The organism is Mycobacterium sp. IDUB_3 (genome assembly GCF_055419585.1).
Genome location: NZ_JBVAXZ010000001.1, coordinates 3,100,535 through 3,121,303 on the forward strand (window position 1 = coordinate 3,100,535; position 20,769 = coordinate 3,121,303).

21 protein-coding genes are annotated in these 20,769 nt (G+C 65.2%); 9 read left to right on the forward strand and 12 right to left on the reverse strand.

The genetic code is table 11. The features are described from left to right. Positions 1-73: 73 nt before the first annotated feature. Positions 74-958 (reverse strand): cyclopropane mycolic acid synthase family methyltransferase, encoded by an 885-nt coding sequence (locus tag ACZYVJ_RS14325; protein ID WP_463831611.1) that lies wholly within the window; start codon positions 956-958, stop codon positions 74-76. A gap of 349 nt (positions 959-1,307) precedes the next feature. Between ACZYVJ_RS14325 and ACZYVJ_RS14330 the strand changes: the two genes are divergently transcribed. From ACZYVJ_RS14330 to ACZYVJ_RS14350, 5 genes are all read left to right on the forward strand, one after another. Next, a complete protein-coding gene (locus tag ACZYVJ_RS14330; protein WP_463831613.1) occupies positions 1,308-1,883 on the forward strand; it encodes a hemerythrin domain-containing protein in 576 nt (191 codons plus the stop codon). Positions 1,884-2,181: 298 nt separating this feature from the next. Further along, positions 2,182-3,513: an MFS transporter gene (locus ACZYVJ_RS14335; protein ID WP_463832993.1), complete on the forward strand. Its 1,332-nt coding sequence runs from the start codon at positions 2,182-2,184 to the stop codon at positions 3,511-3,513. 75 nt (positions 3,514-3,588) lie between these two features. Next, a complete protein-coding gene (gene phoU, locus ACZYVJ_RS14340) occupies positions 3,589-4,224 on the forward strand; it encodes a phosphate signaling complex protein PhoU (RefSeq protein WP_463831614.1) in 636 nt (211 codons plus the stop codon). Between the two features lie 287 nt (positions 4,225-4,511). Continuing rightward, positions 4,512-5,870: a WS/DGAT/MGAT family O-acyltransferase gene (locus tag ACZYVJ_RS14345; RefSeq protein ID WP_463831615.1), complete on the forward strand. Its 1,359-nt coding sequence runs from the start codon at positions 4,512-4,514 to the stop codon at positions 5,868-5,870. 163 nt (positions 5,871-6,033) lie between these two features. Beyond that, the gene (locus ACZYVJ_RS14350; RefSeq protein WP_463831616.1) at positions 6,034-7,251 is read left to right on the forward strand and encodes a cytochrome P450; all 1,218 of its coding nucleotides are present in this window, start codon (positions 6,034-6,036) and stop codon (positions 7,249-7,251) included. A 20-nt stretch (positions 7,252-7,271) separates the two neighbouring features. On the opposite strand, the gene ACZYVJ_RS14355 is transcribed toward ACZYVJ_RS14350, so the two are convergent. Next, positions 7,272-7,697 (reverse strand): ATP-binding protein, encoded by a 426-nt coding sequence (locus ACZYVJ_RS14355; protein WP_463832994.1) that lies wholly within the window; start codon positions 7,695-7,697, stop codon positions 7,272-7,274. A gap of 152 nt (positions 7,698-7,849) precedes the next feature. After that, a complete protein-coding gene (locus ACZYVJ_RS14360; RefSeq protein ID WP_463831617.1) occupies positions 7,850-8,854 on the reverse strand; it encodes a 2-hydroxyacid dehydrogenase in 1,005 nt (334 codons plus the stop codon). 112 nt (positions 8,855-8,966) lie between these two features. Between ACZYVJ_RS14360 and ACZYVJ_RS14365 the strand changes: the two genes are divergently transcribed. Then, positions 8,967-9,824, forward strand: a complete 858-nt coding sequence (locus ACZYVJ_RS14365; RefSeq protein ID WP_463831618.1) for an LLM class F420-dependent oxidoreductase — start codon at positions 8,967-8,969, stop codon at positions 9,822-9,824. Between the two features lie 13 nt (positions 9,825-9,837). On the opposite strand, the gene ACZYVJ_RS14370 is transcribed toward ACZYVJ_RS14365, so the two are convergent. Next, positions 9,838-11,421: a SulP family inorganic anion transporter gene (locus ACZYVJ_RS14370; RefSeq protein WP_463832995.1), complete on the reverse strand. Its 1,584-nt coding sequence runs from the start codon at positions 11,419-11,421 to the stop codon at positions 9,838-9,840. Positions 11,422-11,710: 289 nt separating this feature from the next. Further along, complete coding sequence (locus tag ACZYVJ_RS14375) at positions 11,711-12,133, reverse strand: nitroreductase family deazaflavin-dependent oxidoreductase (protein WP_463831619.1); 423 nt, start codon at positions 12,131-12,133, stop codon at positions 11,711-11,713. 156 nt (positions 12,134-12,289) lie between these two features. Here ACZYVJ_RS14375 and ACZYVJ_RS14380 point away from each other — a divergent pair, with 156 nt between their 5' ends. The 3 genes from ACZYVJ_RS14380 (at position 12,290) to ACZYVJ_RS14390 (ending at position 14,556) form a co-directional block, all read left to right on the forward strand. Further along, complete coding sequence (locus ACZYVJ_RS14380; RefSeq protein WP_463831620.1) at positions 12,290-13,189, forward strand: class I SAM-dependent methyltransferase; 900 nt, start codon at positions 12,290-12,292, stop codon at positions 13,187-13,189. A gap of 128 nt (positions 13,190-13,317) precedes the next feature. Continuing rightward, the gene (locus ACZYVJ_RS14385) at positions 13,318-14,007 is read left to right on the forward strand and encodes a class I SAM-dependent methyltransferase (protein WP_463831622.1); all 690 of its coding nucleotides are present in this window, start codon (positions 13,318-13,320) and stop codon (positions 14,005-14,007) included. Positions 14,008-14,388: 381 nt separating this feature from the next. Next, positions 14,389-14,556 carry a hypothetical protein gene (locus ACZYVJ_RS14390; RefSeq protein WP_170880089.1) on the forward strand — a complete coding sequence of 56 codons (168 nt, stop codon included), beginning with the start codon at positions 14,389-14,391 and terminating at the stop codon, positions 14,554-14,556. A 55-nt stretch (positions 14,557-14,611) separates the two neighbouring features. On the opposite strand, the gene ACZYVJ_RS14395 is transcribed toward ACZYVJ_RS14390, so the two are convergent. The 7 genes from ACZYVJ_RS14395 to ACZYVJ_RS14425 all read right to left on the reverse strand — a co-directional run bounded on the left by ACZYVJ_RS14395 (position 14,612) and on the right by ACZYVJ_RS14425 (position 20,769). Further along, on the reverse strand, positions 14,612-14,953 hold the full coding sequence (locus ACZYVJ_RS14395; RefSeq protein ID WP_463831623.1) for a hypothetical protein: 342 nt from the start codon (positions 14,951-14,953) through the stop codon (positions 14,612-14,614). 9 nt (positions 14,954-14,962) lie between these two features. After that, positions 14,963-15,187 (reverse strand): hypothetical protein, encoded by a 225-nt coding sequence (locus tag ACZYVJ_RS14400; protein ID WP_064878624.1) that lies wholly within the window; start codon positions 15,185-15,187, stop codon positions 14,963-14,965. A gap of 283 nt (positions 15,188-15,470) precedes the next feature. Continuing rightward, positions 15,471-16,733 (reverse strand): TetR/AcrR family transcriptional regulator, encoded by a 1,263-nt coding sequence (locus ACZYVJ_RS14405; protein WP_463831624.1) that lies wholly within the window; start codon positions 16,731-16,733, stop codon positions 15,471-15,473. A 129-nt stretch (positions 16,734-16,862) separates the two neighbouring features. Further along, positions 16,863-17,648 (reverse strand): mannan-binding family protein, encoded by a 786-nt coding sequence (locus ACZYVJ_RS14410; RefSeq protein WP_463831625.1) that lies wholly within the window; start codon positions 17,646-17,648, stop codon positions 16,863-16,865. Positions 17,649-17,659: 11 nt separating this feature from the next. Continuing rightward, complete coding sequence (locus tag ACZYVJ_RS14415; protein WP_463831626.1) at positions 17,660-18,253, reverse strand: Mce protein; 594 nt, start codon at positions 18,251-18,253, stop codon at positions 17,660-17,662. 36 nt (positions 18,254-18,289) lie between these two features. Further along, a complete protein-coding gene (locus tag ACZYVJ_RS14420; protein WP_463831628.1) occupies positions 18,290-19,540 on the reverse strand; it encodes an MlaD family protein in 1,251 nt (416 codons plus the stop codon). Beyond that, the gene (locus ACZYVJ_RS14425; protein WP_463831629.1) at positions 19,537-20,769 is read right to left on the reverse strand and encodes an MlaD family protein; all 1,233 of its coding nucleotides are present in this window, start codon (positions 20,767-20,769) and stop codon (positions 19,537-19,539) included. Before ACZYVJ_RS14425 ends, ACZYVJ_RS14420 begins: the two co-directional genes overlap by 4 nt.

The window sequence follows — 20,769 nt, forward strand, 5'->3', positions numbered from 1 at the left end:
CGCACCAGCGAGCACCGGCGTGCAGACCGAAACCCCTTCACCCGCAGAGCTTTCAGCGTGAAAAGCTCGCGTGTCAGCCCTTGGTCAGGGTGAACTGCGCGACGTCGGTGTAGCCCTCGCGGAACAGGTCCGCGCATCCGGTCAGGTACTTCATGTACCGGTCGTAGACCTCTTCGGACTGAATCGCGATGGCCTCGTCCCGGCGCGCCTCGAGCGCCGCCGACCAGGTGTCGAGGGTGCGGGCATAGTGCAGGCGCAGCGGCTGAATCAGCTTCACACCGAAGCCGGCACGCTCGGCGTGCTCCACGACGCCCTTGGCCTGCGGCAGGTCTCCGCCCGGGAAGATCTCGTCCATGATGAATTTCATAAAGCGCAGCTTGGTCATGGTGATGGGCAGGCCGCGCTCCGCGAATTCCTCGTCGCTCGGCTTGATGATGGTGTGCAGCATCATGACGCCGTCGGCCGGCAGCGCCTCGTAGGCCTTTTTGAAGAACTCGTCGTAGCGGTCACGCCCGAAGTGCTCGAAGGCGCCGATCGACACGATCCGGTCGACCTTCTCGTCGAACTGCTCCCAGCCCTGCAGCAGCACCCGCTTCGACCGCTGCGAAGGATGGCTGTCCAGGCGGCGCTGCACGTGTGCCTGCTGATTGCGGCTCAGCGTGAGGCCGACGACGTTGACGTCGTAGTTCTCCAGGCCGCGGACGATCGTCGTGCCCCACCCACACCCGATGTCGAGCAGCGTCATGCCCGGCTGCAGCCCAAGCTTGCCCAGCGAGAGGTCGACCTTGGCGTACTGCGCCTCCTCCAGCGTCATATCGTCACGCTCGAAATAAGCGCAGCTATAGGTCCGCGTCGGGTCTAGGAAGAGCGCGAAGAATTCGTCGGACAGGTCGTAGTGCGCTTGTACGTCCTCGAAATGCGGTTCCAAGCTGACGGCATCGCCGGGTTTTTCGGACAAGGCACAACCTCTGACTGACTCTTATTGGTTTGACGGGCGCGATCAAAGCTGATCGCCGGACTGACCGCCTCAGTGTATCCGCCCGGATAACCCCGCTCTCCCGGCGAGTTCCTGTTCAGCGCCACGGCGCCGACGGGCGCGGGGCCGGCGGAGCCGCTGACGGCGCGCGGCCACCAAAGGGCTTACGCGCGCGTCAAATTGATGATTACATTGCGGCGCAGAACAACACGGTCACAGGTCGGACACCAGGGGCCGAACCCGGTTGACGGATCCCGCGTCGAGTTGTTACCTCAGCTGATAAGCGGGGTAAGCCCCGGCTGACCGGGATCCAGAGAGGCGGAACTCTGTGATGGCAGACATCACCAGGTTGATCCTGGCCGACCACGAGTGGTTCCGCGAACAGTTCGCGCGCCTGGACGATCTCCAAGCCCAGCGCCCCGACGACCAGGCCGCGCTCAACCGAGTGTGGCGTCCGCTCGCCGACAAACTCGACGTGCACGCCTACATCGAAGAGAAGATCTTCTACCCGCAGTTGCTGAAACGCGGGGGTGACGACGCCGAGGGCGAGACCCTCGACGCGATCGGCGATCACAACGACATCCGCGACGGCGTACGCGACGCCAACTCCGCCCCGCTGGGCAGCGACCAGTGGTGGGCCGCCGTCGGGCGCACCCGGGAGGCCAACGACGATCACATGGGCGAGGAGGAACGCGAAGGGCTGTCGGACTTTCGCCGCAACGCTCCGATCGGGCTCCGCGAGGCGCTCGGGCGTCAGTACAGCGAGTTCATGGCCGAGCACCCGACCACCGAGGGGCTGGCGATCACCGATCGTGACCCCCGGGACTACGTCGAGCGGTTCGAGGACTCGCCGCCGCCCAAAGCCGCCGACTTCTCGCTGCGCATTGGGAGCCTGAAAGGCCAATGAGCGAGGTGGCGGACGGGCGGACGTGACGCGGATAACGAATTTCGGCTCCGCAGTCGGCGCGATGTCGTCGGCGGCGGCGATGGCGGCGCACGCCTAGCTGTGTTTTCCAGACCCGATCACGGCCGGCAGTGGCCTGGTCGGCTCATCGCGGCGGTCTGTGGGTAACCCGGAGATCGGTGTGATTACCCGACCCCGCTGGTTCGTCCCAGGAATGTTTCGGGTAAGCCATCATTCGATGGGTACTCGACGCGGCCGGAGGAAATGGGCACGTAAAGAAATCAGGGTCGCCGATCCGGCGATGCGCCAGACCATCATGGGTACCGCCATCGGAAACTTCATGGAGTGGTACGACTTCGGGGTCTACGGCTATATCGCCACCACGATCGCCCAGGTTTTCTACCCCGGCAAAAGCGTCAGCGGCGTCCATCTCATCGCGACCTTCGGCACGCTGGCGGCGGCGTTCGTCGTGCGGCCGCTCGGTGGATTCATCTTCGGGCCGCTGGGCGACCGGATCGGACGGCATCGGGTGCTGGTGGTCACCATCCTCATGATGACGGTGAGCACCACCATGACCGGCCTGCTGCCCACCTACAGCACCATCGGCATCTGGGCGCCGATCCTGCTCGTGATCGCACGAATCTTTCAGGGCCTGTCGACCGGCGGCGAGTACGTCGGCGCGATGACCTATCTCGTCGAGCAGGCCCCCGACCAAAAACGCGGCATGATGGTCGGCTTCTTGCCGATGGGCAATCTGGTCGGATTCGTCCTCGCCGGGTTGCTGGTGACCGGCCTACAGACCTGGCTACCGGATGACGACATGCTGACGTACGGCTGGCGGATTCCGCTGTTGCTGGGCCTGCCCTTCGGACTGGTCGCCCTGTACTTACGGCTTCGTCTCAAGGAATCCTCCGCCTACCAGAGCGCGAACGAAGGCGCGTCCGCGTCGGGCGGCCAAGGACCAAAGCAAATTCTGCGCACGGTCGCGGCCCAGTGGCGCCCGATGCTGATCTGCGCGGCGCTGGTGCTGACCTCCCAGGTCGCCGACTTCATGCTCACCGGGTACCTGCCGACGTATCTCAGACTCTTCGTCCGCGTCGGGCACACCGCCGGCCTGGTCATGATCGTGTCCACCTTGGCGATCCTGATGGTCACCGTGGTGCTCGTCGCCAGCTTGTCCGACCGCATCGGCGTCAAACCCATCATGTGGACGGGCTGTGGGCTGCTCATCGGAGCCTCCATCCCGGCGTTCCTGCTCATCCGGTTCGGTGGTGTGTACCCGGTGATCTTCCTCGGCGTGCTGCTGATCGGCCTGATGGAACTGTGCTTCGACAGCACCGGGCCGGCCATGCTGCCGGCCTTATTCCCCACCAACGTGCGCTACGGAGCGCTGGCGATTTCGTACAACATCTCGATTTCACTGGTCGGCGGCATCACACCGCTGATCGCCCAGGCGCTGGTTTCGGGCACCGGCAACGTGATGGTGCCGGCCTACATGCTGATCTTCGGCGGCGTCGTGGGAGCCATCACGTTGCTGTTCACCCCGGAAGTCGCCGGCAAGCCGTTGCCCGGCTCCGGGCCTGCCGTGGAAACCGAGCGGGAGGCTCGCGCGCTCGCCGAGGACGTCAGCTAAGCGCCGACCCGTAACGGACTTACCGCCGTTGAGCGCGGGGAGGTTGATTTGGCAGCAGCGGGTTATTCCGTGAGGATGAGGAGCCGTTTTCACCAGCAGCTGGACACGCTGACCGACCAGCTCGCGGACATGTGCGCGATGGCCGCCGAGGCGATTTCACAGGCGAGCGAGGCGCTGCTGGAAACGGACCTGACGACGGCCGAATCCGTCATCGCCCGGCACCGCAGCGTCGTCGCCCTCGACGCGCACGTCGAGGAGACCGCATTCGCGCTGTTGGCGTTGCAGGCGCCCGTGGCCACGGACTTGCGCGCGGTCGTCAGCGCGCTCCGGATCGCCGCGGATGCGCGACGGATGGTCGAGCTGGCCGTCCACATCGCAAAGATCGCCCGCCGCCGTCATCCCTATCCGGCCGTTTCCGCCGAGGTGCGGCCCTACGTCGCCGCCATGGGTGAGGCAGCCGAGGCACTGGCCATCGGCGCGCGGCAGGTGTTGGTGTCGCAAGACCCGCGCGGGGCGGCCCAGATCCGCCACGACGACGACGCGATGGACGAGCTGCATCACCGGCTGCTGGCGACGCTGATGGATCCCGCGTGGACGCAAGGGGTCGCCGCCGCCGTGGACGCCACTCTGTTGGGCCGCTTCTACGAACGCTTCGCCGACCACGCGGTCCAGATCGCGCGACGGGTCATCTTCCAGGCCACCGGCGTCTAGCCGCCGCCCAACGCAAAGTGACGCCCCGATCAACAGCTCACGCGGCGCTTGGCATCGGAAAGCAATTGCCTTCCAACAGGTTTGACGGAATGGCTCGGTGGGTCGCAGCTGCGTGAGCAACGCAAGCAGGCCACCCTGGAGCGTGAACACCCAAACGAACGCGCACGCAAGCGCTCTGGCCGACGACGAGTCCGAACGCTCATTTGCGATTAGCAATCGCTCTGCGCGGCTAATACGAAAGGGGCATGTGCTGGACGGGCGGCGCAGCGGAGGGAATGGGAACGACTATGGAACCGATATCACCGACGGACGCGTTGTTCCTCATCGGCGAGTCACGCGAACATCCGATGCACGTGGGCTCGCTGCAGCTCTTCGAGCCGCCAGAGGACGCCGGTCCCCACTTCGTGCGCGAGGCGTACCAAGCGATGCTCGAATGCACGGACGTCCAACCGTCCTTCCGTAAGCACCCGGCCTTCTTCGGCGGCCTCACCAATGTCGCGTGGTCCGTGGACAAGGAAGTCGAGCTCGACTACCACCTTCGCCGGTCGGCTCTGCCCGAACCTGGACGAGTCCGGGACCTGCTCGAGTTGGCGTCCCGGCTGCACGGCAGCCTGCTCGATCGGCACCGTCCACTGTGGGAGGCGCATCTGGTCGAAGGGCTGCAGGACGGGCGATATGCGGTTTACACCAAGTATCACCACTCCCTCATGGACGGTGTCTCGGCGCTACGCCTGGTGCAGCGCGCTTTCACGCCCGATCCGCACGACGACGAAGTGCGGGTGCCGTGGAGCCTGGGTCCGCGCAAACGCAGCGGGCGGAAGCAGCAGTCGTCCCTTTTCGACAGGGTCGGCCGCACCGCGGGGTCGGCGCTGACCTTGGCGCCGTCCACGCTGAAGCTCGCGCGCGCGGCGCTGCTCGAACAACAACTGACCCTGCCCTTCCGGGCGCCGCGCTCGATGTTCAATGTGCGGATCGGCGGCGCCCGCAGGGTAGCGGCCCAGTCCTACTCGCTGGAGCGCATCAAGGCGGTCAAGGAGGCCACGGGAACGACGGTGAACGATGTCATCCTCGCCATGTCCGCCGGGGCTTTGCGCGCCTACCTGCTCGATCAGAACGCCCTTCCGGAGGCGCCCCTGACCGCCATGGTCCCGGTGAATCTGCGTAAGGACGACGATGACCGCGGCGGGAACAACGTCGGGACCTTCCTGTGCAACCTCGCAACCAACCTCGACGACCCGGCGAAGCGGCTGGAGACGATCAGCGCGTCCATCCGCGAGACCAAAGAGGTGTTCTGGCAGCTACCTCCGGTTCAGCAGCTGGCCCTGTCCGCCTTCAACATCGGCGGTCTGTTCTTCGGTCTGATCCCCGGTTACCTGTCTGCGGGCTCACCGCCGTTCAACATCGTCATTTCGAACGTTTCGACCGGTAATCCCGACCAATTGTATTGGCGTGGAGCACGATTGGACGGAAACTATCCGCTGTCGATCCCACTCGACGGCCAGGCGGTCAACATCACGGTCACCAACAACGCGGACAACCTCGACTTCGGTCTGGTCGGATGCCGCCGCAGCGTCCCGCACCTGCAGCGGATGCTCGGCCACCTCGATGCAGCCTTGAAGGATCTGGAGCTAATCGCGGGCATCTGAGATGCGTTGCATCGCTTGACGCCTCATGCGCGCATGGCGGCGATGCGGAGCTCCGCCGACGAGCGGCTCTGACGCCGCCTGTGGGGACACCTTTTGTGGGGAATACCACAGTTCCTACTGTAAGGTCCACGGTAAGTCAGCGCAGGCGGGAGAAGGGTGCACCGTGCCAACCACTATTGATACGCGCAGTCAGCTGCGGCCCGACATCGACCTGACCGACGGCGCCTTCTACGCGGGCGAATCGCGGCCGGTCTATCGATGGATGCGCGAGAACGAACCGGTCTTTCGGGACCGCAATGGCCTGGCGGCCGCGGCGAGCTACCAGGCGGTGATCGACGCCGAGCGTGCTCCGGAGTTGTTTTCCAACGCCGGCGGTATCCGGCCGGACCAGGACGCACCTCCGATGATGATCGCGATGGATGACCCCGCGCATCTGCTGCGACGCAAGCTGGTCAACGCGGGCTTTACCCGCAAACGCGTAAAGGACAGGGAGCACTCGATCGGCGCGCTGTGCGATGCGCTGATCGACAACGTCTGCGAACGGGGCGAGTGCGACTTCGTCTGGGACCTCGCCGCGCCGCTTCCCATGGCGGTGATCGGCGACATGCTCGGGGTGCTTCCGGAGGAGCGCCAGATGTTCCTTCGCTGGTCCGACGACATGGTGACCTTGCTCAGCAGCACGACCGCACAGGAGGATTTCCAGGTCTCGGTGGATGCATTCGCCGCATACACCGAATACATGACAGGCATGATCGCGGCGCGCAAGGCGGATCCGACCGATGACCTGGTCAGTGTGCTGGTGCACGCGGAGGTGGACGGCGAAAAGCTGGCCGACCACGAGATCGTCACCGAGGTGCTGTTGCTTCTGATCGGCGGCGACGAGACCACTCGGCACACGCTGTCAGGCGGTACCGCGCAGATTCTGCGGCACCCGCAACAGCACCGGCAGCTGGTCGATGATGTGGCGCTGCTACCCAACGCGATCGAGGAGATGCTGCGGTGGACCGCCCCGGTCAAGAACATGGCGCGCACCATGACCGCCGACCTGGACTTTCATGGCGCACAGCTCAAGCAGGGCGAGAAGATCATCCTGCTGTTCGAATCGGCGAACTTCGACGAGGCGGTGTTCGGTGATCCGGAGAACTTCCGCATCGACCGATACCCCAACAACCATCTGGCCTTCGGGTTCGGAACCCACTTCTGTCTAGGCAATCAGCTGGCGCGCCTAGAGCTGTCGATGATGCTCGAGCGCCTGCTGAAACGTCTGCCGGATATGCGGCTGGCGTCCGGGGAGCCACTGCCGCTGCGTCCGGCGAACTTTGTCAGCGGCCTGGAAAAGATGCCGGTCAAGTTCACGCCCTCGGCGCGATCAGGCGCCTGACTTCGGGCGGGTAGCGTGCTTCAACGTTGGTTGCGACCGGCGGCCTCCGCGTCGGTCGCGTAATCCAGGTAGACGCTGGTGCCGTTGGGGCGGGCATGGATGGTGCAGTGGTCGGCGAGGCCGTGCATCAGCAAGATTCCGCGCGACGCGCGCGGGTCGCTGGAGTGCCTGGACGAGGGCTTCCGCCAGCTTCCGCGGTCGCTGACGCAGACCCGAATCGACTCGGCGCCGGGGTCGTAGCTGGCCTGAAGTTTCATGGCGCCCGCCTGGCGATGCGAGCTGTACGCGTGCTCAACACAGTTCGCCAGCGCCTCGTTGACGCCCAGTACGACATCCTCACGAATTTCTTCCGGCGCGCGCACGTCCTGCTGCAGCCACCGTTGCAGCGCGCGGCGCCACTCCGCCGCCGTATCGGGGCGGGCTGTGCCGGCAAGCGTCAGCCGCACCGGCGTGGCGGTCTCCGGCAGTAGTGGACTCATAACAGCCGAATACCCAGATGCGGATCGCGCAATAACCTTCCGCGAGTATCGCTTCGGCTACAGATGCATCGCCGTCCCGAATCGCCAGGTCACGGCGCCGAACCGCGTTCCGGCAGGGCCTACCGACGTGGCGGCAGAACGGGTGTGACCAATTCGCCGGTTTTGAGGTAGCTGTCGAGATTGCGGATCGCCAGCAGTGCCATGGCCCGCCGGGTCCGCGCGGTGGCGCTGCCGATATGCGGGAGAAGCACCACATTGTCCAGGTCGAACAGTTCGGTCGGTACCTGCGGTTCTTCGGCGAAGACGTCCAGCCCCGCGCCCCCCAGTTCCCCGGCGGCCAGCAATTCCACCAGCGCGTCCTGGTCGACGACGCTGCCCCGGGCGATGTTGATCAGGTAGCCCTCGGGACCCAAGGCCTGCAGCACCGCGCGGTCGACGAGCTTGTTCGTACTGCGGTCGCCCGTAGTGGCGATGACCAGGACGTCGACCGACTCGGCGAGCTCCATCGGCGACTCGGCATAGCGGAATGGCGATGCCTCGATGCGGTGGCGGTTGTGATAGGCGATGGCGCAGTCGAATCCGAGCAGCCGGGTCGCGATCGCCGAACCGATCCGGCCCAGTCCCAGAATGCCGACCTGTAGACCGCTGACATCCCTGGCATACGGAAACGGGCCTTCGTGTGCCCATCGACCGGCGCGCACGTAGCGATCGGCGGCACCGAAACCGCGCAGGGTCATCAGAATCAGGCCCACGGCCGTATCGGCAACCGTGTCCGACAGCACGTCGGGAGTGTTGCTCACTCCGATACCGCGACGCTTCGCCGCACCCAAATCGATCAGATCCACCCCGGCGCCGTTGTTGACGATGACCTCCAGGCCGGGCAACGCCGCGATGGTGGCGGCATCGACGCCAGGTGATCCCGATGTCACCAGCACGCGCACACCGGCGCCGTGCTCGGCCAGAAACTGCGCTCGCGCGGGTCCGTTCGGAAGTTTCGGAATCACGTAACGCGCAGCCAACTCTCGTTCGAAGGTCGGCTCCATCTCGCCGACTCGCAGCACCCCACTGACACTGTTCACCGTCACGACTACATCATCCTTGAAGCCGGCATTTGTCTCGGGCATCGGGCAGTGGAATATCCTGCCAATGACCGCGGTTGACCGGCCCGTGCCGATTGGGGCGCTGGGTCTTTCGTTGCACGGGAACTAAACGGGATGCGAGGTGGTTGCACACCCAATGCGCATTGGAGTGGTCTTCCCGCAGACCGAGCTCGGCTCGGACCCCGCCGTCCTCCGCACGTACGGTCAGCGCGTCGAGGAACTGGGGTTCACCCACATCCTCGCCTACGATCACGTCGTCGGCGCCGACCCGACGGTGCATCACGGCTTCCAGGGGCCCTACGACATCGACTCGACCTTTCATGAGCCGTTCGTCATGTTCGGCTACCTGGCCGCCGTCACCTCACTGGAACTCGTCACCGGGGTGATCATCTTGCCGCAACGCCAAACGGTGTTGGCGGCCAAGCAAGCGGCCGAAGTCGATGTGCTCACCGGCGGCCGTTTCAGATTCGGAATTGGATTGGGCTGGAACGCCGTTGAGTACGAAGCGCTCGGAGAGTCGTTCACCAACCGCGGCAGACGCTCCGAGGAACAGGTCGAGGTGATGCGCAAGCTGTGGACCGAACGGTCGGTCACCTACACCGGCAAGTACCACACGGTGACCGCCGCCGGTTTGGCCCCGCTGCCGCCCCAGCGCCCGATACCGGTGTGGTTCGGTGCGGCGTCGGATCGGGCCTATGAACGCGCCGGCCGCCTCGGCGACGGCTGGTTTCCGATGCTGGGGCCCGGCCCCGGCCTGGATCGCGCCCTCGAACAGGTGAACCGCGCGGCCGAATCGGCCGGCCGCGACCCGGGGAGCCTCGGAATGGAAGGCCGGGTCAGCTGGATCCAAGACCGGGACAAGCTCGCCGCCACCATCGCCGCATGGAAAGCCACCGGCGCCAGCCATCTGTCGGTGAACACCATGAAGGCCGGTTTCGCGAATGTCGACGAACACCTGGCCGCCTTGGAGCAGGTAGCCGCGGATCTGAAGTAGCCGCGCCGGGCGATCACTTGGTCCCCGCCGCGGACAACTCCTCGACCAGGCTCAGGTGCACGTTACGGCGGTTAGCCTTCGATGACTTCTCTGCGGGGCCAACGGATTCCATGAGGCCACGTGTGGCCAGGGCGTCGGATTCACCCGTGTCGACCGTGTCACGAACACGGACCTGTCCGCCAGTGGCGCAGTGCCGCCGTTGCCAGTCGCTGATCGCCTGGTGCGCCGCATGATCAAGATAGTTGGTGAGCAGGTGGATGGTGACCGACGTACGTTCGGGCACGGACGCCAGGACTCCAGTCAGCCGGGGCAGCGCCAGGAAGGTGCACGCGCCCTCGACCACGACGTGCCACCCGTCACCGACTTGCTCGGCCTCGATCCTGGCTCGCACCACGCGCCATCCGGTCACGGCAACGGCCAGCACCAGGCCGATCATGACGCCGTGCAACAGGTTGAGGAAGACGACGCAGACCACGGTCACCAGGTAGACGGCGAGATCGCCGTTCCGCAAAGCGGTTTCGATGTGCGCGGGCTTCAACAGCTCGATGCCGATCACGATGAGCAGGCCGGCAAGCGCGGCGGTGGGGATCTTTTCGACAAGTCCTGCGAACGGTACGGCGAACAGCAGTATCCATACGCCGTGCATGATCGTCGAGGCACGCGTCTTGGCGCCGGCATTCACGTTGGCCGCGCTGCGCACGATGACGCCCGCGATGGGAAGGCCGCCGATGGCACCCGACGCGATGTTCGCCGCACCCTGCCCGATCAGCTCGCGGTTGAAGTCGGTACGCGCGCCGGTGTGCATGCGATCGATCGATACCGCCGTCAGCAGGCTCTGCACGCTGGTGATCAAGGTGACGGTGATGACGGCGATCGCGACAGCCCCCCAATTCCCGTGCGGTATCGACGGCAGACGCAGCGCATCGAGCACCGAGCCATCCAGAACGATGCGGGATACGTTGAACGGGAAGATCACTGAAATGGCCGTGACCGCCACGATCGCTACGAGTGGGCCGGGGACCTTGGCCACCCGGGCCGGAACCCAGCGCCAGGCAACCAGAATGGCGATCACGAGGAGACCCAGGACAAGTCCCGGTCGGTGCGCACCCATAATCTGTGCGGGGAGGCCGGTGACATTGCTCCAGGCCGAGCTCTCCGAGGCGCCGCCCAGCAGCACATGCACCTGTTGCAGGGCAATCGTGATTCCAATGCCGGCCAGCATCGCATGCACCACCACTGGAGATATCGCCAGTGCAGCTCGGGCAATACGGCTGAAACCCAGCAGGACTTGCAGAACACCTGCGATCACCGTGATGAAACATGTGATGGCCCAGCCAAACTGGGAGACCAATTCGGCGACGACGACGGTCAGCCCGGCCGCCGGACCACTGACCTGTAACGGCGATCCGCCGATCCATCCGCCGACGACTCCCCCGACAATCGCCGCAATCAAGCCGGCGAGAACCGGTGCGTCGGAGGCGATCGCGATCCCGAGCGACAACGGCAGCGCCACCAGGAAGACCACCAGCGAGGCGGGCAGGTCGTATTTCAGGACCTCACGCATCCGGTCCCTTCGAGACGGGGCGCCGTCCTCCATGCCCTGCGGTTCTGGCTGTTTCACTCGTTGCACTGGCCCTCCCCTGAATTGGTCTTAGGTGGTGGGCTTTTCGATATCCAACCCGGCACAGCAGGGTCGGAAATGCGTAAAGCCGTGCGGCACAGGCGATCACAGCTACCTGAACGTCATTGTTCGGCGGGACTCGCCTGGCCTATGCGTTCGAAGGTAGGTGGACGGCACACGAGCGGTCAACCGGACGAGCCGAGTGCATATCGAATGCAAATTTTCGCGTACTCATCGCCGCCGGCGCGCAAAGGATCGAAAGCGGTTATTCCAAAACGAAAACCGGGATCTGCCGGGCCGTCTTCGTCTTGTATTCCGCGTAGGGAGGAAACGCCTCAACGGCTCGCTGCCACCACTCCTCGCGCTCGATTCCCTCGAGCTCGCGGGCCGTCAACCGGACAACCTTGTCGCCGTCTTGCAGCGTCACCGCCGGATTCGCCTTCAGGTTGAAGTACCAAACCGGATGTTCCGGGGCGCCGCCGTGTGAGGCGACAATGACGTAGCGGCCATCCTTCTCGACCCGCATCAACGGGACGTAGCGCTGCTTGCCGGACTTCGCCCCGGTGACGGTCAGGAGAACGATCGGCCGATCGAAGACCCCGACTCCATCGGTCGTGCCCTGACTCAAAATCTGTTCGGTCTGGTCGCGCACCCAACCCCGCGGGCTCAATTCGATTTCGTCAGCCATACCTACAGCGAACACCCATGCCCAACCGCTGCATTCCCCGGGCTCGCCTGCACGGCCAACGCCGCTTGACCGGTGGCCCGCGCGCCAAAGCGTACAGTTGAGGAGTCGCTTAAATGAGCTAACTAAATGCGCGTAGGTCGCGGAGAGGAGACGGGCGTGGCCCGCATCGAGAACGACACATGGGATCTGGCTTCCAGCGTCGGAGCCACCGCAACGGCGGTGGCCGCACAGCGGGCGATCGCGTCCCAAGGCCCGGAAGCTTTGCTGAGCGACCCCTGGGCCGATCCGCTCGTCCGTGCGGTGGGCAGCGATGTCTTCATCAAGCTCCTCGACAACCAGCTTGACCGCAGCGACGATCCGCTGCTGAACCGCCAGGCCGTGAAGGAGCAGATCACGGTGCGCACGCGGTTCTTCGATGACTTCTTCGTGCAGGCGACCGAATCGGGTATCCAGCAGGCCGTCATTCTCGCGTCCGGCCTGGACACCAGGGCCTATCGGCTGCCCTGGCCGGCGGGCACGGTCGTGTACGAGATCGACCAGCCCGAGGTCATCGAATTCAAGACACGGACTCTGGCGGCTCTGGGTGCCACACCCACCGCGGAGCGCCGCACCGTGTCGATCGACCTGCGCGACGACTGGCCGTCCGCCCTCGCGGCGGCCGGGTTCGATGCCCAAAAGCCAACCGCATGGAGCGCCGAGGGCCTCCTGGTTTACCTGCCGCCCGAGGCACAAGACCGGTTGTTCGACAACATCGTCGCCGTCTCGGCGCCGGGCAGCCGGATCGCCACCGAACACATGGACTTGCGCGACATCCCCTCGGACTGGGCGCAGAAGCTGACCGAGCGGTCTCAGCGCATCGGCTCCAATATCAATCTGTCCGAGCTGTTCTACACCGGCGACCGCAATCCCGCCGGTGAATACCTGGCCGCACGCGGTTGGCGGATCGATATCCGGACAACCGATCAGGCTTTCGCCGCCCAGGGGTTCGCGGTACCCAAGGACGAGCTGGCCTCATTCGGCGAAGCGTCGGGCTACCTGACCGCGACGCTCAAGTAGGAGCGAGCCTGAATCGAGGCTGGGGTTGCGCGGCGTGCCATTTAGTCCGCCATCCAGCGAGTCGGCGGGCCGCCGCCGCTATATCAGCCTAGTTGACATACATCAGGCTCGTTGATATAAACGGTGTCATGACACAACCGACTCAAGAGATGTTCGAATCCGCCTACCGGGGTGAGGCTCCCGAAATGGGCGAGGGTAACCGGCCGCCGTGGAGCATCGGTGAGCCACAGCCAGAGATCGCGGCCCTCATCGAGGACGGCAAGTTCCACGGCGACGTGCTCGATGCCGGTTGCGGCGAGGCGGCGGTGTCGCTGTACCTCGCCGAGCGCGGCTTCACCACCGTGGGTCTGGACCAGTCACCCACCGCCGTCGCACTGGCAACCGAGAAAGCCGCCCGGCGAGGCCTGACCAGTGCCACCTTCGACGTCGCGGATATCAGCGCCTTCACCGGCTACGACGGCCGCTTCGGAACCATTGTCGACAGCACCCTGTTCCACTCGATGCCGGTTGAACTGCGCGAGGGCTATCAGCAGTCGATCGTGCGGGCCGCCGCGCCGGGCGCCTCCTACTTCGTGCTCGTCTTCGACCGCGGCGCGATGCCGGCCGACAGCCCCATCAATGCGGTCACCGAGCACGAGTTGCGTGAGGTGGTCTCGAAGTACTGGGTGATCGACGAGATCCGGCCGGCCCGCATCCACGCCAACGTGCCCGAGAGTTTCCTGACCGGCTTTGAGGCCTTCGCCGGTGCCGACATTCGCGACGAGGACAACGGTCGCAAGTCCGTGGGCGCCTGGTTACTGTCCGCACACCTCGGCTGACCGCCTCACGGAGGGCGCGGCCTACGGGCCGTCCCAGCTCTCCGGCACTGCCGATGCAACCGCGACTGCTTCATCGTCGGCCTCGATGAATTCGTAGCGGTATCCGGGGTCGACGACCGATCGCGGACGTCGGCGGGAGCGTCCCTGCTCCTGGCGCCCGGTGCTGCTCGACGGGCTGGCCGTGTTGCTCCTCGAGCCGCCCCGTCAGCAGGACAACGGGAGCAGAACATGGCGGACGGCCCCGCGCGCGGTAGTCAAGCAATATTGACCCCCACGGCGCCGTGAGCAGCGCGATCGGCACCGACGGAATTGGCCGGGTTTCGGGGGCCGCCTTTCGGGAGATCCTGACTAGAGGCAGTGCAACGTTCAGAGGAGATCTCGGTGGATCAGCAAGTCAACTTCGACCCGCCCGCGGCGCCCGAGGACGCGCGGAAGGCAACCGAGGAACAGCGCAAGCTGCAAGAGCAACTCGATCACCAGGACGAAGATCCGGATGGTCCGGGATTGCATCAATCTCGGCACGACCTTCCCGACGAGAGCACGCGGTAGTCAGCGAAAGCTAGTTATTCGCACGGTGTTTGGTCCAATTCAGTCGCGATCGGTCTCAGGATGGGGATTGCGCCGTGGACCTTGACGGCCGCCGGTGGTCATGGGCGAGTACCGCTCCTGCCTGCCAGGTCAGCGCCATCCCGCCCAGGACCGCCGTCGGGATGGCCCACAGCCGCCGCGCCATCAGCGCGCTATTGCATTGGTCAACGTAATTGGTGCCCGGGCCGCCGACCGCGCTTGACGCCTGGTTCAGCTCCGTCGTAAAGCCGTTGCCGCACTTGACTTGCCAGCCGAATTGATCGTAGGCGTCGATGAATACCGGGAGGTACAGAGCGAAGAGCCCCCCGGCCAGGAAGATCACGGCGGCGAAAACGATCAGCGGCCCGCGGTTGGCCATGCGAGCCGCCTAGGTCATGCACACGTTGGCGAAAAGCAGCACCGGCCATGACACGATCGAGCCGAGGAACGACACCACCAGATCGGCACCGTGCATGTCGTGCAGATGCTGGGTGTGGGTGCTCGACCAGATCACGCCGACGATCAGGTACGGGGTCCCCAGCAGTATTGCCAGGCCCAGTAGTTCGGCAATGGTCAACTGATACTCCAGGAGTGTGCGAATCCTGGCGAGCATGGGCATGCCTTTCGCGCGGGCGCTGCCGGGTTCGAAGCGGCCCACCCGAAGTGATGAGCACCGCACCACGCCCCGGCGCGGGGATCAGACGCATCTATGTTAATGCCGGTTCGTGCGATTTGGTAGTGCTGTCGACCGATCGGCAGCGGTCAGGTGCGACGGTCGACTACGGGATATGCTGCCGGAACAGCACGTTCGATCGGCCCAACTGCTGGGTGAGGTGAACGTCCAAGGCGCAAGTGGAGATTCATTCTTCGGTTGCGGCTTGTCCCGGGAAGCCCTGTCAGCGGCGCTGTCGACCACCCCGAGGCGCAGTACGGGCTGGTGCGGCCGGTCGTCCCAGCACCGTGACCTCCATCAGGCGGCGCACCGTGAGGCTCGCTGCCGCACTGGTGTCGGGGTAGACCAGGCGCCCGATGTCCACCGCGAGTGCGAACGCGGCGTGCACGGCGTAGCGGGCGCGACCAAGGGTGAGTTCCGGGCTGGCCGCGACGGCGAGGCTGGCCCACGATTCGACGGTGGAGCGCTGAATGTTGTAGAGCAGTACCGCGTCTGTGTCGGGCAGGTTGTGACGCTCGGTGTAGTACACGCAGGCCAGTTCGGGGTTGGCGAACGACCGGGTGACATAGGCCTCGATGAGTTGCGCGAGCGCCTGTTCCGGGTCGGCGTTGGCGGCCAGGATGCTGGACAGGTCACCGGAGAGTTGGTCGGCGGCGCGCCGGTAGTAGACCGCCAAAATGGCGGCCTTACCTGGAAAGTACTGATAGATGCTGGCGACCGGTATGCCGACCGCTGCGGCGATGTCTTCCATTCCGGTTTCGCGATAACCGCGCTCGTTGAACAGGCGCATCGATTCGTGCAAGAGCAGTTCATAACTTCCGGCCGCGCTGGTCAGCGTGGATGACCGTGGCTGGTCGGGTCCGCGACCCCGCTGGTTCGGCAACTCGGCTTGCAACACCGCGCTCGCAATATCGGCAAGCGCCGCGCGGATCTCGGCATTACCCAGGCGGGACCGGTGGTCGGTGATGCTGCCGATGACACTCAGGGTCGCCGCCGACAGGATCCAGCGTTGCCGCGACGTCAATTTCGGCCGCAGCCTCATCAGCGGACGCTGCAGGCGACGGTTGATCACTTTGATCTGTTCGGCCAGAGCGCGCTGATCGTCGCCCCGCAGGTAGCGGCCCTCCCACCGATACAGCCCGCCGGCGGTGCGGTTGACGATCGTGGTGTCGATCAGCGCATCGGCGAGCGCGCTGAGTTGTTCCTCGGGATCGCCGTCGGCGGGCAAAGCATCCGCGAACGCCGTAGCGTCGACGAGTTGTTGCCCCAGCGCCAAGAAGACGTCGCGAAACAGGTCGTACTTGCCCTGCGAGTGGCGGTACAACGCGGCTGCGGAGATTCCCACCCGCGCCGCGATGTTCTCCATGCTGACTGCGTGATAGCCCAACTCGCTGAACGCATCGGTGGCGGCGCGGGCGATCTGGACCTTGCGGTCCTTCGGGCGCCGCTTCACCTGATCTGCGGACGAGCGGCTAGCCGACGGCATACAGATCACCGTAGCCGCAGCGGCGGCTGTCCGGGCGATCGGTAGACGACCGGAATCGCGCGGTCGGCGCGCCGACCGCCCGCGACTGTGCGCAGCGCTGTATGCGAGGTCATCAGGTGTCTATCCCCGTTATGCTCCGCCGAATTCCGGACGCAGCACCGAGCCGAGTGCGCTGAGCGGAATGTGCGGCTCGACGGCGCCTCCGTCCATCGACCACTGCTCGGACTGCCCGTACTGGATAGGAGAGTCATGGCCGACCGGATAGTCCGGCATGTACAAGATCAGCTCGTCGGGCGTGAGCGCCCACGCCTTATAACCCCCCGAGAACACCTTGTCCGGTGTCCACCGATCGACGGTGAATGGATAAGTGCCGGGATTGTGCTGCCATGCGGCGCGGTCGAGTGCCTCTTGGACGAACGGCTCGGCCAGCGGCGGAATGGCGGTCAGCGGATCGACACCCGGTTTGGTGATGTCGGCCAACGTTAACCGCCTGCCTCCCGCCATATCGAAGGTGAATGTGCGATAGGCGTTGTTGAACGCCGGGCCGTCGGCGTGGTAGTCCTCGTGGAAGGCCATGGTGAGTGCAGGCCCATGGGCGAACACCTGATAATTCTCCTCGCCCCAACTGTCCTGGACCATCGAAGCGCCCTTGGTGCGCCAGTTGTTCATCAGGTTGCGCAGGTATTCGCGGATGGGCGGCCCGCTGGTGGGGTTCTCGACCAGATCCCCGGGCAGCGCTATCTTGATGTCGCGAACGGCTTTTCGCTCGGACAGCACCGAGGTGTGGCAGTACTGCCCGTCCCAATCGCCGCCGAGATCGCCGCAGAACGACTGCGCCGACGCCGATGCCACCGGTGCGCTCAACATCGCGGTCGTCACCGCCGCCACAGCGACCGAGAGCCGGTTCATCCGCATATCGAAACGTCCTACGGTAATTCGACTTTGCTGGCCAACCAGCGGCCACCGACGTTCTCCATCGTGACCTTCATCCGGCTTCGGTCGACTCGGCCGTCGGGACGCACCGCGTTGCTGACCGTCTGGTCCACCATCAACAACACCACCACCTTGCTTTTCGTTTGCGATTGGATCGCAGAGTCCACCACGGTTCCGTGTGCCGCGGCCTTGTTGTCGATGAGCAACTGCCGAAGCTGGGCGCTGGCTTTGGTGTAGGTGTCCTTGAATTCCCCTGTGGCTCCGTCAAGTACGGCTGTGAAGTTTTGGTCGACCTGGTTGGAATCGATGCTCGTCAGCACCTGGGCATAGTTGACCGCGGTCCGCTGGGCTGCCTGCCCGGCCTGGCTCACGGCGTGCTGATCCCATAGCTTCCAGCCCAGCCCGCCGGCGAGGCCGATCGCCCCCGCGTAGACGGCGACGACGAGCGCGATGCGGGCGTAGCTTTTCCACTGCCGGGCGCCTTTTGCAATTTGCTTGCCCGCACCCACCGGCGCCATCTGCTCTTCGTCAGGCGGCTTCTCGATGTCTTCGCTTGTGCTGCATTCCTGGTCGGCGGTGACCGTCACGGTGGTGCCTCCTTGCTTTCTCGAATGCTCGTGTATTCAGTGGGGCGGCTCTATCGGCAGCACCGGACCGCCGTACGGCGTGGGAATGGTGAAGCGCCCCTTCGGGGTTGGATCCGCCGTTTGACCGAGGTCGGCGCCGGGCGGTGGCCCCGCGGTGTCGTCACCACCCGGTCGGGGCGTATTCTTGGCGCCTCGCACCAATACCTGGGGGTCGTCGTCTCGGCAGTAGGTGTACAGGAAGGGTTCGGGGTAGTCCGCCGATGACGACGGCCGCCGCGGGGTGCCGTAGTCGCATGTGTAGCGCGGGTAGATGTCGGCGGTCGCCCACAGTCCATGCTCGTGCATGGTGGTCATCAGGGCCTCGAGTGTCGAGCCGCGATAGTCCGGAAAGACCGCGTTCAGCGCCGGGACACGCAGGTAGACGATTCGGGCAGTGGTCACCAGATTGGCCAGCAGCCCGACCATGGTGTCGGAGTTGTCGTCGAACAGGTTGTCCACCGCGGACAGGGCGTGCGGGGTCTGACCGACGAATTTGCGGTAGCCATGGTCCATCTTGTTCACGCCGGTCATGAGATCGCCGACATTGCGCGACGTCGCACCGAGGCCGGCATTCTTGTCGGAGAGGGTGGTCAGCACCACCCGGCTGGTCTTGAGCATGCTCACCGTCTGCGGCAGCACCGGGTCGATCGTCGACAGCAGGAAGGTGGAGCCGTCGATGATGTCGGTCAGCTTCTGCGGGCCCTCCGTGCTCAAACTCAGTTCCCGCTTGACGATTTCGAGCTTCTTCGGGTCGGTTTGGGCCAGCAGCCCATCGGCGTCGGCGAGCACTTGTGAGAGCGGGGTGGGCGTGGCGGTGTGTTGTGGGCCGATCACGCTGCCGTTCGACAGGAACGGGCCGCTGTTGGATGCAGGCTCGAAATCGACGTACTGCTCGCCGGCCGGGGACAACCCGGACACCCGTACCGGGCTGGCGGCGGGGATCTTGGTATCGGCATCGATGTTGGCGATGACCTCGACACCAGTGGGTGTGGGCCTCAGCGATTGAATCCGCCCGACCCGGATTCCGCGGACCGATACGTCCTGGTTGGCCAGTAGCCCACCGGATTCGGGTAGCCGGATGGTGACCCGGTAGGTCGATTCCAGGGGATTGATCCGTAGCGCTCCGAGCGCCAGGTAGGCGATGCCGACCACCAGGGTCAGCACCAGCGCGAGCCCGGATAGCCAGGCGCGCTGGCGGTGGCCGGCTCTGACGGCGCCGACGATGAGTCCGCCGACGGTGTCGATCATCGCGGCGGCTCCGGGATCATGGGATCCGGTGGAGCCTCCCCGGCGGGTGCGGGCGGAAGCGGCGGACCGACCGGCGTCCAAGGGCTTTGGCCCATCGGTGTCTGGGGCCCGCGGCCCACGACCCGTTCTTGCAGGCGCCACAGGACGTATTTAATCGACCCGATCATGTAGTTCCAGTCACGGCGCATGGGCCCGTGAAATGCCGGATCGCCCTTGAATCCTCCGGTTTCCGCCCCGGTACCCGGCCGCGATCCCATGACCAGCCGATCGAAGCTGCCGCGCACCGAAATCGCGTCGCTGGGAGTGGCTTTCACGAACGGGGGGATCAACCTGTTGAGGCCTGCGAGGCTGGTATCGGGGCTCAACACGACGTCATTCCACGCGGCGGCGACGGTGTTGGCGTCCTTGATGACGCTGCGGCCAGTCTTGTCGGTGCCGGCGATCGTCGGGAATTTGGACAGCTGATGGGTCGTGGCACCAAGCTCGTCGACCACGTCGGCGATTTCGTCGGCATTGCTGGACAACACGTTGGTGGCCGGGCCGACGGCTTGCAGAATGTCGGTGAGTGCCTGGTTCTTCTGATCCAGCCGGTCGGCGAGTCCGGCCGTCTCGGTCACCGCCGCGTCAATCTGCTCGGAGCGCGAATTGAGCTTGCTCAGAAGCAGATTGGTCCGGTTGATCAGGTCGCCGAACGCGCGTCCCTGGTCGCCGGTCGCCTTGCCCGCGCCGTTGACGATTTTGGTGAAGCTGCGGACCGCGCCGCCGTTGACCAGCAGCGCGGCCGAGCTCAGGACGCTTTCCACGGTAGCCGCGGCGCGGGTGGCCGGCAGGCCGATCGTGTCGCCGCTTTTCAGCAGCGGCGCGCGGGAGTCCATCGGGGTCGGTGGCTTGATCGCGACGAACACGTCGCCGAGCGGTGTCGCCGACCGTAGCTCCGCGGTGCTGCCGACGGGGACCCGGACGCCGTCCATGATTCGCAGGGTGGTGACGGCGGTGTAGTCGCGCGCGACCATCGATTCGAGCTGTCCGACGTCGGCACCGGCGAGTTTGACTTTCGCGTGGGCTGGAAGGTTCAGCGCGTTGGAGAAGATGGCGTTGAGTAGATATCCGACGTTGCCGATTCCCGGTGCCGGCAGCGGCAGGCTGGACAACCCGTTGGTGGCGCAACCGGAACTGACCATGACTGCGCTGAGCGCCAGTGCCAACGTTTTGTTCTTGACCACGTTCAT

Coding starts and splice junctions, on each gene's coding strand:
- ACZYVJ_RS14425 (WP_463831629.1), bottom strand. CDS start 20,769: ATGAACGTGGTCAAGAACAAAACGTTGGCACTGGCGCTCAGCGCAGTC.
- ACZYVJ_RS14395 (WP_463831623.1), bottom strand. CDS start 14,953: ATGGCCAACCGCGGGCCGCTGATCGTTTTCGCCGCCGTGATCTTCCTG.
- ACZYVJ_RS14365 (WP_463831618.1), top strand. CDS start 8,967: ATGCGCATTGGAGTGGTCTTCCCGCAGACCGAGCTCGGCTCGGACCCC.
- ACZYVJ_RS14345 (WP_463831615.1), top strand. CDS start 4,512: ATGGAACCGATATCACCGACGGACGCGTTGTTCCTCATCGGCGAGTCA.
- ACZYVJ_RS14405 (WP_463831624.1), bottom strand. CDS start 16,733: ATGCCGTCGGCTAGCCGCTCGTCCGCAGATCAGGTGAAGCGGCGCCCG.
- ACZYVJ_RS14375 (WP_463831619.1), bottom strand. CDS start 12,133: ATGGCTGACGAAATCGAATTGAGCCCGCGGGGTTGGGTGCGCGACCAG.
- ACZYVJ_RS14335 (WP_463832993.1), top strand. CDS start 2,182: ATGCGCCAGACCATCATGGGTACCGCCATCGGAAACTTCATGGAGTGG.
- ACZYVJ_RS14385 (WP_463831622.1), top strand. CDS start 13,318: ATGACACAACCGACTCAAGAGATGTTCGAATCCGCCTACCGGGGTGAG.
- ACZYVJ_RS14360 (WP_463831617.1), bottom strand. CDS start 8,854: ATGCCCGAGACAAATGCCGGCTTCAAGGATGATGTAGTCGTGACGGTG.
- ACZYVJ_RS14400 (WP_064878624.1), bottom strand. CDS start 15,187: ATGCTCGCCAGGATTCGCACACTCCTGGAGTATCAGTTGACCATTGCC.
- phoU (WP_463831614.1), top strand. CDS start 3,589: ATGAGGAGCCGTTTTCACCAGCAGCTGGACACGCTGACCGACCAGCTC.
- ACZYVJ_RS14420 (WP_463831628.1), bottom strand. CDS start 19,540: ATGATCGACACCGTCGGCGGACTCATCGTCGGCGCCGTCAGAGCCGGC.
- ACZYVJ_RS14370 (WP_463832995.1), bottom strand. CDS start 11,421: ATGGAGGACGGCGCCCCGTCTCGAAGGGACCGGATGCGTGAGGTCCTG.
- ACZYVJ_RS14410 (WP_463831625.1), bottom strand. CDS start 17,648: ATGCGGATGAACCGGCTCTCGGTCGCTGTGGCGGCGGTGACGACCGCG.
- ACZYVJ_RS14330 (WP_463831613.1), top strand. CDS start 1,308: ATGGCAGACATCACCAGGTTGATCCTGGCCGACCACGAGTGGTTCCGC.